The following is a 12,257-nucleotide window of genomic DNA, read 5'->3' as shown; positions in this document are numbered from 1 at the left end:
TTCGGCGAGCGGAAGGTCTGTCTACCGTTGAACGCATGACAGTAGCCATGAAAAGCGGCCCGTGCATCGTCATGGTCGATGCCTATGCCGCGGCACGTTCACTTGTGCTGGAATTCCGGGAGCAGGGATGCTCCGTCGTCCGTGTGCAGAGCACGCGTGAGATCCCGTTCGTCTACCGTTCGGCCCCGTTCGTCCCGGACGACTTCGTCGCCGACATCCGCCACGACGGGGACCTGGACGCCACCGTGGCCGAGGTCGCGGCGTTCGCGCCGGTCGCGGTCCTCGCGGGCGGGGAGATCGGGGTGGAGCTCGCGGACCTGCTCGCGGAGCGCCTCGGCCTGCCCGGCAACGGTACGGCGCTGAGTGCCGCACGGCGCGACAAGCACCTCATGGTCGAGACCGTGCGCGCCGCCGGCCTCCGCGCGGCCCGGCAGCTGCGGGCCACCGACGCGGACGGCCTCGCCGCCTGGCACCGCGAACTCGGCGGCCGCGTCGTCGTCAAGCCGCTGCGCAGCGCGGGCAGCCAGGGGGTCTTCTTCTGTGACACACCGCAGGAGTCGGCCGGGGCCTTCCGGGCCCTCGCCGCCGCGGACGACGTCTTCTCGCAGCCCAACAACGGGGCCGTCGCGCAGGAGTACCTCCCGGGCACCGAGTACATGGTGAACACCGTCAGCCGGGACGGACGCCACCATGTGTGCGACGTCTGGCGGACCAGCCGCGTCAGCGCCAACGGCGTCGTCGACCTCTGTGACGCGCTCTTGCTGATCGACTCGGAGAGCCGGGTCGTGGAACCGCTCGGGGCCTACGCGTTCCGGGTGCTGGACGCTCTCGGCATCCGGCACGGTCCGGCGCACGTGGAGATCCGGATGACCCCGCAGGGGCCGTGCCTGGTGGAGGTCGGTGCCCGGATCGCCGGCGGCGGCATCCCGGCCAGCGCCGGCCTCGGCATCGGCGAGTCACAGCTGGAGTGGACCGTCGAGGCCTGTCTGCGGCCCGAGCGCTTCCACGCCCGGGCCGGGACCCCGTACGCGGTGCGGCGCTACTGCGCGATCGCCGGCCTGGTCTCGCCGGTGCGGGGCGTGCTCAGCGAGTACCGGGGCATCGAGGAGATCGAGCGGCTGGAGAGCTTCCACACCCTGGCGACCCTGGTGAAACCGGGTCAGGAGATCACCCCGACGGTGGACGACCTCACCTACCCGGTGATCGTGACGCTGCTGCACGACCTCGAGGAGGTCGTGCAGCGCGACCTCAACACGATCCGCCATCTCGACGGCGCCGCGTTCTACGCCCTGGCCCAGGTTGCCGCCTCCTGAACCCGCCGGTGACGTTCGACTGCCGATCCGCCGCGGTCGAACGTCACCGGCGGGTGACGACGGCCGGCTCCCAGCGCGTCCAGGACGGCCGGGGCACCCGGTAGACGAAGCTGACGGCGGTGCGCGGCTCCGCCTGCGTGGTGTTGGGCGCCGAGCGGTGCAGCACCATGCCGTCGAACAGGACGGCCGAGCCGGGCTCCAGGGGTACGGCGACCGGTTCGGCCGTACGCGGCAGGTGCTCGTCCGCGACATGCGGCTCGACGGCTGCCGTCAGCGGCGCCTCGCCCGGCAGGCGCTCGCGGTCCCCGGTGTGCGGGAACAGCCCGAGCAGGTGGGAGCCGGGGAGGAACTCCAGGCAGCCGTTGCGGGGGGTGGCGGGTTCGAGCGCGACCCAGACCGTCACGATGCCGTGCTCCTCGGGGCCGAACCCCTCCGGCGCGAAGGCTATGTCCTGGTGCCAGGGCTTCGCCGAGCCCACCACGGGCGGCTTGGCCCACAAAAAGGCGTTGACCAGCGTGCCCGGGGCCCCGACGGCCCGGGCGACCGGCCCGCCGGCCAGGCCCAGCGACCGCTGTGCGGCGTCGAACTCGGGGACGTGCTCATGGATGCGGTCGGCCGACCGGAGCACCCCGGTGAGGGCCTCGGCCCCCTGCTGCCAGGCCGCCCAGCCGCCGATGCCGGCCGCCTCCAGGACGAACTCCCCGGTCGAGACCGTACGGCCGCGGGCGAGTTCCTCAAGCCGGCCCACCGCGCGCCGCAGCCGGGCGAGCGCGTCGCCGTCCGCCAGCGCGGGGAGTCGTACGAATCCGTTCTCCCGCAGGTCACGGGAATGGGTGTCAACCATTCTCAGCTCCCTTTCTTCCCTTTTCTCGTGTTCAAGGTGCGCGGGGCACGGCACGTTGCCGTGCCTTCTGCGCCCTCCGTATTCTTCCGAGTCGTGAGGCCATTGGGCCACATAAAAATGGATACGACGGAGGGAGTGAAGAATGAGCGACCGCGACTTCATCGAGACCCGTGACGCGCAGCAGGAGACCAGCAAGTGGTAATGCGCTGATCAGCGAATTATGCCGCCCGTACGGAATTCAATTCCGTACGGGCGGCAGGTGGTCCAAGAGAGGTTCGACATGGTAGGTAATCGCGTTTCACAAGTCATCGACATTCCCGCCGATCTACTGGTGATCGACGACTCCGCCGACGACCGCTACTGGGCATCGGTGGAGCGCATCGTCGAGCTGGCCGAGGAGAAGGGGCGGACCGCCGAGGGGATACCGTTGCTGGCGAGTCTCGCGGTCACCCACCCGGAGTGGCCGGTGCGGGCCGGCGCCGTGCGGCTGCTGGCCACGCACCACGCGGGCGACTCCGCCGCCGACGCCGCCGTGGCCGCCGCCACCCACGACACCGTCGACTGGGTCGCGTTCACGGCGCTCAAGGTCATCACGGAGCACCGGATCGCCGCCGCCGTCCCCGACCTCATCCGCATCTCCGGCTGGCCCAGCAACTTCACCCGGCCCGACTGGGTGCGCAAGCCCGTCGGCTGCGGCGCGGCGCTCACCAAGCGCGCCCTCATCGCCGTCTTCGGCACCCGCGACTCCGCCGAACTCCGCCGTCTCGAGGACGAGTACTTCACCGACATGCGGGCACGTGTCGAGGCCGCCCGCAAGCGCCCCCGGCGCCACACCGACGTCGTCCTGGTGCCGGGCGGCCCGGCGATCATCGGTGCGGACGAGAAGCCCGACGCCTTCCGCATGGCGCAGGACGACAGCACGCTGCGCGCGGTGGACGTCCCCGCGTTCCTCATCGACCGGACCACCGTGACCAACGCGCGCTACCGGGAGTTCCTGGAAGAGGCCGGCGACTCCGGTGAGTTCGACCACCCCGACCAGCCTCTGGAGCGCTCGCACCGCCCGGCGCACTGGCACGACCCGCGCTTCAACGCACCCGGCCTCCCGGTCGTCGGCATCGACTGGTACGACGCCTACGCCTTCGCGAAGTGGGCCGGTGGCTCGCTGCCCAGCGAGGTCCAGTGGGAGAAGGCCGCGCGCGGCGTGGACGGCCGCCGCTTCCCGTGGGGCGAGGAGTGGGACCCCGACCGGGTGAACTACGTGGAGCGGTCGTTCGGCGAGGCCGTGGCCGACCTCGACTCCCTGGAGGCGCTGCTGGTCACCATCGAACAGGGCGAGAACCCCGCCCATCCGGTGCTGCCCGCGGACTCCCTCCCGCACGGCGCGAGCCCCTACGGCGTGCTGCAGATGTCGGGGAACGTCTGGGAGCTGACGCGGACCAACTTCTACACGGGCGACGACATGGACCCGTTCTTCAAGGGACGGCACCCGCTGGACTTCATGAACCGCAAGGAGGCCTTCCACGTGCTGCGCGGCGGCACCTGGACGTCGCCGCCGGCCTGCCTGACCACGTTCTACCGGGGCAAGGACCTGATCACCGACCGGCACAACGAGGTCGGCTTCCGCTGCGTGTACGAGGCGGGCGACTGATGCGACTGACCTCCCTCGGCCATGCCGCGGTGCTCGTCGACACAGGGACGGAGCGGATCCTGTTCGACCCGTGGCTCACCCAGCGCCTGGACCGTTTCTGGGAGCACCACCCCCCGCTGCCCGACCCGTTGGTCCGTGAGGTGCTCGACGAAGGCGTCGACTACGTGGTGCTCAGCCACCACCACTTCGACCACCACCACTTCCCCTCACTGCTGCGCCTCGTCGACGGCGCCGACGTGGACTTCGACGACAGCCCGCGGCAGAGCTCCGGGGTCACCTGCATCTACCCCGCCGGTCCCGTGCCGCCGCAGTTGACCGCATCGGGGCTCGGGCACCAGGCGATCGCCTGGACGCTCCGCCGCTTCGGCTACGAACGCCTGCACCCGGTGACGCCGGGCGACACGATCACCCTGGGCGGGGCGACCCTGCGGACGTTCCCCTCGGCGGTGTCGTTCCCCGAGATGAGCGTGCTGGTGGAGACGGCCGACGCGGCGGTCATGCTGTGCGGGGACGCGCTCCTGCACGAGGACACCGTGGCGGCCTTCCGCCGCGAGGACGCGCCCCGCCTCGACGCCGTGTTCGTCCCCGCGCACAGCATCTCGCCGCCGGGCGTGCTCACCGAGCGCCGCCCGCTGACCGACCCGGAGGCGGTCCGCGCCCGCGCCGTCGCGAACTTCGACCGGTACGTCGAGTCGATCCCCGCGGCCGTGACGGTGCCCTCCTCGTTCGGGTGGCGCATCAGCGGCGACGGCGAGCGCGACTACTCCTGGTGCAACCGGACGATCTTCCCCTTCACCCCGGTCGAGGCCCTGCGGCGGCTGGACGAGCTGGGCCGGGACGGCCTGCTGTGGGGCCCGGGCCAGGTCATCGAGGTGGCGGACGGCAAGGCCCGCCCGGCCGACGGGCCGGTCGCGCCCGGTACTTACGACTTCGACGAGGTCTACGCCGAGGTGACGCTCGACCCGGACACGCCCGTGCCGCCGTTCGACGCCTCGCGCGACCGGTACGGCCGTCAGACCCGCGCCTGCGAGGACCTCCTGCGCGAGCTGCTGGACCGTCTGGTGGCGACCGACTACTGGTACCGGGCGCTGGACGACGGCGCCGGACGCCATGTCGTCTCGCTGTACGAGGACGACGGCGGCGAGACCTCCTTCCTGCTCGACCCGGTGGCGGGCCGGGTGACACGGCTCGGCCCGGGACCGGCCCGGAGCAACCTCGCCGGTGGCGAGGGCTGGACCGAGACGGCGGCCGCCACGCTGGAGGCCATGCTCGACGCCGACCTGCTGTTCGGCAGCTCCTTCGGGCTGTGGGCCAGCGACGGCGTCCTGCTGTCGGCGGTCTTCCACCACCCGTCGTTCTACACGCGCCATGTGGAGCGGGCACTGCGGGAGGCGAGCGGTCCATGACCGACACCCTCGAAGCGGTGCTGCTCGACCACGAGAGCAGCTGCCTGCGCGGCAACCCGCTGGGCGACCCGCACCACCGCCGGATCGAGGTGCACCTGCCGCCGGGGTACGACGGTGTCCGGCGGTACCCGGTCGTGTACTGGCTGCCGGGGTTCGGCGCCCACCCCAGCCTCGCCGGCCGGGCGCTCGCCTTCGGCGGATCCGTCGCCGACCGCCTGCGCGGGGCGATGGCGGACGGCCGGGTGCCGCCCGCGCTGCTCGTCGTACCCGACTGCACGACCGCCTACGGCGGCTCGCAGTACCTCGACTCCGCCGCCTCCGGCCGGTACGCCGGCTATCTCGCCGAGGTCGTCGCGGAGGTGGACCGGCGGTTCGCGACCCGGCCGGAGCCGGCCTGGCGCGCCGTGGCGGGGAAGTCCAGCGGCGGCTACGGCGCGCTCGTCGCGGGCATGACGTCCGAGCTGTTCGGGTCGGTGCTCGCCTTCTCGCCCGACGCCGGGTTCGAGCACTGCTACCTTCCGCTGCTGCCCGCCGCGCTCGACACCGTCAGGGCGGCCGGCGGCCTCGACGGGCTGCTGGCCCGCCGGACCGGCGGCCCGCACGACGTCCCCTTCATGGTGGCGATGAGCCTCGTCGCGATGGGCATGTGCTACGCCGACGATCCCGGGACCACCCCGTCGGACGCGCTGCCCTGCGACCCCACGACGGGCCTGTTCCGCGACGAGGTGTGGCAGCGCTGGCTCACCCACGACCCGGTACGGATGCTCCCCGCCCACGCCGGCCGGCTCGCCGGACTCGGCCTGCTGCACCTCAGCGTCGGCGAACGCGACGACTACGGCATGCACTGGGGAGTCCGCGCCCTCCACACGGCCCTCGACGCACACGGCGTCCCCCATCTCTACCGGGAGCACGAGGGCGGACACCACGGCATCGAGTACGTGTTCGCCGAGGCGCTGGCGGAGCTCCGGCGGGTGTGGCGGGAAACGGGGGCCGAAACGTGTGCGGCATAGCGGGCTTCATCAGCCTGGACGGACGGCGGGACCCCGCGTGGCTGGACGCGCTGGGCCGGACGATGACCGACGCCATGGCACACCGCGGCGAGGGTGCCTCGGCCCCCTACGTCTCCTCGTGCGGCACCGTGATGCTGTGCGCGACACGGCTGGCGATCCGCGACCGCACCGAGGCGGGCGACCAGCCGATGGCCGACCCCACCGGACGCGTCGTCCTGGTGCACAACGGCGAGGTGTACGGCTCCCGTTCGCCCGCACCGACGGTGTGGCCGCGCCGCACCACCTGCGACACCGAGTTCGTCCTCCAGCAGGTCTGCCGCGAGACGGACCCCGCGGCCGCGCTGCGCCCGCTGTCCGGCATGTTCGCGCTCGCCTGGCACGACACCGCGACCGGCCGCGTGGTCCTGGCCCGCGACCACTTCGGGGTGAAGCCGCTGTTCTACGCCTTCACCCACGGCGGGATCCTGTTCGCATCGGAGTCCGGCGTGCTGCTCCGCACCGGCCTGGTGACCCCCGAGGTGGACCCCCTGGAGTACGTGCTGCGCTCCTGGATCCGGATGGACGCGGCCGACGACCACACCTGGGTGCGCGGCATCAGGGCGCTGCAGCCCGCCGAGTACCTGGTGGCCGACCGGCCGCACACGAGCGTCCACCGCTACTGGCAGCCCACGCCGGTGGACGGCCTGGTCTCCGCCGAGGAGATCAGGGCGGCCTTCGACCGGGCGATCGCGGAGCGTTCCGTGTCCGACGTGCCGCGGGCGGCGGTGCTCAGCGGCGGCGTCGACAGCACGGCGACGGTGGCGGGCCTGACCGCCCTGGGGGTGCCCGTCGAGGGATACGTCCTGCGCTACCAGGACGGCATCGGCGGCTCGGGCGACGACGTGGTGCACGCCGCCGAGGCCGCCGACCGGCTCGGCGTGCCGCTGACCGTCTGCGACCTGGACCGGCACGCCGCCGCGGACCTCGTACCGGTGCTGCCCACCCGGCTGATGCGCCCGCTCCTGCACGGCGCCGAGCTGGCGATGCACCACCTGTACGGGACCATCGCCAAGGACCGGAACGTGGTCGTCTACTCGGGCCACGGGGCGGACGAGCTGTGGGGCTACCAGGCGGGCCGCTACTTCCCCGTCGTCGACCCCTACGCACCCACGTACATCCACGGCCGCCACTACCTCACCCACCAGCTCTACTCCGACGAACGGCCCGTCTGGGCGCGCCTGGTGACCTGGATGGCCGCGGAGCTCGGCGTCGACATGACGGCGGTCACCGACCTGGTGTGGGAGCGCACCATGGACGCGTACCGGTCGCTCAAGACGGCGTCCCCGCTCAAACGCGGCCGGCACCACCTGCTGCGGCGCTTCCTCGTCTACGTCAACGACATGGTGGACGCCACCTCGGCGACCTTCACCCTGGAGGACCGGCCCGTCTTCCAGGACGTCGCCCTAGCCGAGCTCGCCTTCCGCTGCCCCGAGCATCTGAAGGACTCCGGCGAGCCCGGCAGCAGCCACAAGGGGCTGCTCAAGGACGCGCTCGCCGACCTGCTGCCCGACTCGGTGCGGCACCGCCCCAAACAGGGCTTTCCGACCCCCACCGACCCGCGCTACGTACGGCAGCTGGCCGAGCTCGCCGACGGGCTCGGCGCACCCTTCGGGCTGCCGCCGCTGCCGGATGCGCTCCGGGCCGAACTGGGCGTCGGCGAATGGATGTTCCTTGCTTCGACCTCCGCCTGGCTCGGCCACCTCGCGGAGCTCAGAACCGACCCGAGGAGTCATGGTGAGCAGTCCCGTACCCCGGTGGCGCTGGCAGATCCTGGACCGCGCTGACGGCCTCGACCGGGTGCCCCCGGTGCTCGACGAGGCGCACGCCCAGGACGGGTGCAACTTCGTGCTGTGGCGGCCGTCCGCACTGCCCGAGGGCTGCGACACCAGCGTCGGCACGCTGCGCCGCGAGGCGCCGCCCGGACGGGTCGAGGCCGAGGGCCGCTCGCCCTGGAGCGACGCCAACCCGGCCGGCTACCGCACCGAGATCTCCGGCGGCGGACGGCGCCTGCGCCTCAAGCAGTTCCTGTACGACTGGGCCTTCCCGGCCGCGGACCACCCGTGCCTGTGGGGCAGTGAGACCCGGCCGGCCGAGATCGGCGAGGGCCGGGTGGTCTGGCTCGGGACCGACTACCTGGGCAACCGGGCCGGCAGCGCCCGGATGGCCCGGACCACCGTCGAACTGTCGGTGCTGGAAGGCGACTTCACCGACGACGAGATCGTCGCGCTGTTCGCCGCGCTGCGGCCGGCCGTGCCGCAGGCGGTGCCGCGGGTGCTGGCCACACCGTTCTCCGAGCTGAGCTACTGGGCCAGGCACCCGGCCGAGATGGTGTCGGTGCCCACCGGCGTCTTCCACTTCCACCGGCGCGGGCGCGAGCACGAGGGCGACTGGATCCCGTCGGGGGAGGTCACCGCGTTCCTCACCGCGCAGGGCGTGCCGGTGTCGGCCGGCGGATTCCGCGCGGAGAGCGCCGCGACGTTCGGCGACGGCTCCTCGGTCCGGGAGCTGGACGTCGTCTATCTGTCGGCGTCCGGCGGCGAGTTGCGCCTCACGGTGCAGCGGACCGGCGGCGGGCGGCTGGCGTTCCCGCCGGAGCGGGACAAGCACCCCGCCACCGACGAGGTGCGTGACCTCGGCGGCCGCCCGGTGCACCTCGGTTACCTCAGTGCCGAGTTCGGGTCCTGCGACGCCTGGTGGCAGCACCCCGACGGGTACGACCTCAGGCTGCTCGGCAGCGCGGGGGCGGGCCTCGGGCGGGAGGCGTTCCACGCCCTGGTCGCCGGGATCGACGCGGGGCTGCGGCTCGCGGGCAACGCGCAGGTGCTGGGGTGAGGGCGGCAGCAGGCCTGGTCGCCGCGGCGGAACGGGCGCTCCCCGATCCGGCCGCCGCACAGGGAAGGCCCGTCCTCGACCCGGCCACCGGCCGGGTCCTCACCCATGTGCCGGACACCGGCGAATCCGGCGTCGCCGCCGCCGTGGCCCGCGCGGACACGGCGTTCCACGAGGGCTGGGCCGACACCTCCCCGGCCCACCGCTCCGGCCTCCTGCGCGAGCTCGCGCAGCTGCTGCGCGACGACCGGGACGAACTCGCCGCCCTGGAGCGCAGCAACGCGGGCAAGCCCACGGCACGCGCCGCCGGAGAGGTGGACTTCGCCGCCCAGGTCGCCGACTGGTTCGCGGCGGCCGCCCGGTACCCGGTGGGGGAGACCCATCCGACCGGACCCGGCATGCGGACGTACACCGACCGGGTGCCGGTCGGGGTGTGCGCGGCGATCGTCCCGAACAACTACCCGCTCCTGCTCGCCGTCTGGAAGATCGCAGCGGCACTCGCCTACGGCAACACGGTCGTCGTGAAACCGGCGCCCGAGACCCCGCTCTCGATCCGCCGCCTGGTCGACCGTGCCGCCGCGGTGCTGCCCGAGGGCGTGCTCACCGCGGTCTACGGCGGCGCAGAGACCGGAAGGCTGCTCTGCGGCCAGCCGGCCGTCGGCATGGTCTCGTTCACCGGCTCCACCGCGGCGGGGCGCGACGTCGCGCGGCGCTGCGCGGAAGGCCTCAAGCCCGTCTCCCTCGAACTGGGCGGCAAGAGCCCGGTCGTGGTCTTCCGCGACGCCGACCTCGACCTGGCGGCGCGGGCCGTGGTCATGGGCTTCACCGGCAACACCGGTCAGGTGTGCGTGGCGGGTTCACGGCTGGTCGTCGACCGCGCCGTGCACGACGAGTTCGTCGCGCGCGTGGCCGAGCTCTCCGGTGCCCTCCGGGTCGGCCGCCCGGCCGACCCCGGCACCGATCTCGGCCCGCTGATCAGCGAAGCGGCCACCGACCGTACGGTGGAGATCGTCGCGGAGGCGGCGGCGCGGGGCGCGAGGGTGATCCTTCCGCCCGGCCGCTCGGGAGTTCGGCACGATCTCGACGGAGGGTTCTTCGTCCACCCGGCCGTCGTGGACGGCGTGCCGTTCGACAGCCGCGCCTGGCGCGAGGAGATCTTCGGCCCGGTGCTGTCCGTCGCGTCGTTCGGCACCGACGCCGAGGCCCTGGCCCTCGCGCACGACACCGCCTACGGCCTGTCGGCCTCGGTGTGGACGTCGGACGCCGACCGGGTCGAACGGTTCGGCCGGGCCCTGCGCGCCGGCATGGTGTGGGTCAACACCTGGGGCGACACCGAGGAGACGGTCAGCGTCTCGGGCCTCGGCCAGTCCGGATACGGCCGTGAGCTGGGCATCCACGCGGTGGAGGGCTACACCAGGCCCCGTGCCGTGTGGGTGGCCCACCGGCCGGGGCGGTAGGCCGTATGGGCTGGAACGGTTCCCCACGGCTCGACTTCCGCAGTGACACCCGTACCGTGCCGGACGCGCGCATGCGCGCGGCGATGGCCGAAGCGGAGGTCGGGGACGACGTGTACGGCGACGACCCCACGGTCGCCCTTCTCGAGGAGCGGGTGGCCGGGCTGCTCGGCACCGAGGCCGCACTGCTCACGCCCACCAGCACGATGGCGAACCTGCTCGCCCCGCTCGCCGCGGCCGGGCCGGCCGGATCGCCCGCGCCACGGCTGATCGTCGGCGCCGACACCCATATGGCGTTCCTCGAACCGGACGGGTTGCGCCGCTTCGGCGGTGTCGAGCTGGTGCCGGTGGAGCAGCGCCCCGACGGCCTGCCCGACCTCGACGCGCTGGCCGCGCTGCTCGCCACCGGGGCGGGCCCGCCGACCGTGGTCTGTCTCGAGAACACGAGCATGATGCGCTCCGGCAACGCCCTGGACGCCGAAGCGACGCGCGCCGTGGCCGCGCTGGCCCACCGTCACGGCGCGCACGTCCACCTCGACGGCGCCCGGCTGGCGAACGCGGCCGTGGCCCTCGGGGTTCCCCCCAGGGCGCTGGCGGAGCCGGCGGACAGCGTCACCTTCTCGGTCTCCAAGGGGCTCGGCGCGCCGGTCGGCGGGCTGCTGTGCGGGTCACGCGCCTATGTGGCGCACGCCCGCGAACTGAGGGGATGGCTGGGCGGCTCCCTGCACCAGGCGGGCGTCGTCGCGGCGCCCGCCCTGGTCGCGCTCACCCGCCTGCCCGACCTGGCCGCCGACCACGAGACGGCGGCGGCGCTCGCCTCGGGGCTGGGGTCGGTGCCCGGCGTCGAGCTGATGCGCCCGCCGCGGCCGACCAACGTCGTCATGGCACGGCTCGCCGGGCTCACCCCGGGCGAGTGCGCCGCGCGCCTCGCCGACCACGGGGTGGCCGTGCTGCCGCTGCCGAACGGATACGTGCGCTTCATGACGCACCGCGCGCACGACATGATCGGTGTGCACGAGGCCGTCAGGGCACTGGCCGCCGTGGCGGCCACGGCGCCCGCGGCCCGTCCGACGACCGACGGAGACCTCCCGGACAGGGAATCCGCATGACATGGATGGAGGAAGCATGACGGAGGCACCACCGCGTGAACTGGAGGAGAGGCTGCGGGACACCCGGGCGCGCCTGGAGAAGGACGTGGATCTCTGGGTCGCCACCTCGGGCGGCTCGGCCGGCGTCCACCTCATCCCGCTCTCGTACCTCTGGGACGGCACCGCGATCGTCGTCTCGACGCCCCGCAAGTCGGTCACCGGCCGCAACCTGCTGGCCGACGGCAGGGTGCGCCTCGGCGTCGGCCCGACGCGCGACGTCGTGATCATCGACGGGGTCGCGGAGCCGGTCGACATCGCCGAGCTCGGCGCGGAGACGGCCGACGCCTTCGCGGACAAGACCGGGTTCGATCCGCGCAAGCTCGACGACTACCAGTACTTCCGGATCCTGCCGCGCCGCATCCAGGCCTGGCGGGAGGCGAACGAGCTGGCGGGGCGCGGCCTCATGCGCGACGGCGCCTGGCTCGGCTGACCCCCGGACCCGGCCTCTTCCCCGGCCTCTTCCCGCCCTCGGGGGGGGGGGGGGGGGGGGGGGGGGGGGGGGGGGGGGGGGGGGGGGGGTTTTTTTGGGGGGGGTAGGGGGGACTTTTGAGATTTGGAGGGGCAAG

10 protein-coding genes are annotated in these 12,257 nt (G+C 73.2%); 9 read left to right on the top strand and 1 reads right to left on the bottom strand.

Annotated features, from left to right (window positions below; genetic code table 11):
• Positions 1-35 precede the first annotated feature (35 nt).
• On the top strand, positions 36-1,313 hold the full coding sequence (locus ACZ5DS_RS25960; RefSeq protein ID WP_468242766.1) for an ATP-grasp domain-containing protein: 1,278 nt from the start codon (positions 36-38) through the stop codon (positions 1,311-1,313).
• A 43-nt stretch (positions 1,314-1,356) separates the two neighbouring features.
• On the opposite strand, the gene ACZ5DS_RS25955 is transcribed toward ACZ5DS_RS25960, so the two are convergent.
• Positions 1,357-2,157 carry a phytanoyl-CoA dioxygenase family protein gene (locus tag ACZ5DS_RS25955; RefSeq protein ID WP_468242764.1) on the bottom strand — a complete coding sequence of 267 codons (801 nt, stop codon included), beginning with the start codon at positions 2,155-2,157 and terminating at the stop codon, positions 1,357-1,359.
• A gap of 331 nt (positions 2,158-2,488) precedes the next feature.
• Between ACZ5DS_RS25955 and ACZ5DS_RS25950 the strand changes: the two genes are divergently transcribed.
• The 8 genes from ACZ5DS_RS25950 to ACZ5DS_RS25915 are packed head-to-tail and all read left to right on the top strand — an operon-like array spanning position 2,489 to position 12,121.
• The gene (locus ACZ5DS_RS25950) at positions 2,489-3,805 is read left to right on the top strand and encodes a formylglycine-generating enzyme family protein (RefSeq protein ID WP_468242762.1); all 1,317 of its coding nucleotides are present in this window, start codon (positions 2,489-2,491) and stop codon (positions 3,803-3,805) included.
• A complete protein-coding gene (locus ACZ5DS_RS25945; protein ID WP_468242760.1) occupies positions 3,805-5,211 on the top strand; it encodes an MBL fold metallo-hydrolase in 1,407 nt (468 codons plus the stop codon). Before ACZ5DS_RS25950 ends, ACZ5DS_RS25945 begins: the two co-directional genes overlap by 1 nt.
• The gene (locus ACZ5DS_RS25940) at positions 5,208-6,221 is read left to right on the top strand and encodes an alpha/beta hydrolase-fold protein (protein ID WP_468242758.1); all 1,014 of its coding nucleotides are present in this window, start codon (positions 5,208-5,210) and stop codon (positions 6,219-6,221) included. Before ACZ5DS_RS25945 ends, ACZ5DS_RS25940 begins: the two co-directional genes overlap by 4 nt.
• Positions 6,209-8,044 carry an asparagine synthetase B family protein gene (locus ACZ5DS_RS25935; RefSeq protein WP_468242756.1) on the top strand — a complete coding sequence of 612 codons (1,836 nt, stop codon included), beginning with the start codon at positions 6,209-6,211 and terminating at the stop codon, positions 8,042-8,044. Before ACZ5DS_RS25940 ends, ACZ5DS_RS25935 begins: the two co-directional genes overlap by 13 nt.
• Positions 7,992-9,092 (top strand): hypothetical protein, encoded by a 1,101-nt coding sequence (locus ACZ5DS_RS25930; RefSeq protein WP_468242754.1) that lies wholly within the window; start codon positions 7,992-7,994, stop codon positions 9,090-9,092. Before ACZ5DS_RS25935 ends, ACZ5DS_RS25930 begins: the two co-directional genes overlap by 53 nt.
• Complete coding sequence (locus ACZ5DS_RS25925) at positions 9,089-10,546, top strand: aldehyde dehydrogenase family protein (RefSeq protein WP_468242752.1); 1,458 nt, start codon at positions 9,089-9,091, stop codon at positions 10,544-10,546. Before ACZ5DS_RS25930 ends, ACZ5DS_RS25925 begins: the two co-directional genes overlap by 4 nt.
• A gap of 5 nt (positions 10,547-10,551) precedes the next feature.
• The gene (locus tag ACZ5DS_RS25920; RefSeq protein ID WP_468242750.1) at positions 10,552-11,652 is read left to right on the top strand and encodes a threonine aldolase family protein; all 1,101 of its coding nucleotides are present in this window, start codon (positions 10,552-10,554) and stop codon (positions 11,650-11,652) included.
• Between the two features lie 16 nt (positions 11,653-11,668).
• Positions 11,669-12,121 carry a pyridoxamine 5'-phosphate oxidase family protein gene (locus tag ACZ5DS_RS25915; RefSeq protein WP_468242748.1) on the top strand — a complete coding sequence of 151 codons (453 nt, stop codon included), beginning with the start codon at positions 11,669-11,671 and terminating at the stop codon, positions 12,119-12,121.
• The last annotated feature ends 136 nt before the right edge of the window (positions 12,122-12,257 follow it).

Source organism: Streptomyces sp. NPDC031100 (assembly GCF_055570785.1).
The sequence above is the reverse complement of the archived record's forward strand: the minus strand, read 5'-3'. Positions and strand labels throughout refer to the sequence as shown.

Excerpts from the sequence above, each read along its gene's own strand:
- ACZ5DS_RS25930 (WP_468242754.1), top strand. The coding sequence starts at position 7,992 with ATGGTGAGCAGTCCCGTACCCCGGTGGCGCTGGCAGATCCTGGACCGC.
- ACZ5DS_RS25915 (WP_468242748.1), top strand. The coding sequence starts at position 11,669 with ATGACGGAGGCACCACCGCGTGAACTGGAGGAGAGGCTGCGGGACACC.
- ACZ5DS_RS25920 (WP_468242750.1), top strand. The coding sequence starts at position 10,552 with ATGGGCTGGAACGGTTCCCCACGGCTCGACTTCCGCAGTGACACCCGT.
- ACZ5DS_RS25955 (WP_468242764.1), bottom strand. The coding sequence starts at position 2,157 with ATGGTTGACACCCATTCCCGTGACCTGCGGGAGAACGGATTCGTACGA.
- ACZ5DS_RS25960 (WP_468242766.1), top strand. The coding sequence starts at position 36 with ATGACAGTAGCCATGAAAAGCGGCCCGTGCATCGTCATGGTCGATGCC.
- ACZ5DS_RS25940 (WP_468242758.1), top strand. The coding sequence starts at position 5,208 with ATGACCGACACCCTCGAAGCGGTGCTGCTCGACCACGAGAGCAGCTGC.
- ACZ5DS_RS25945 (WP_468242760.1), top strand. The coding sequence starts at position 3,805 with ATGCGACTGACCTCCCTCGGCCATGCCGCGGTGCTCGTCGACACAGGG.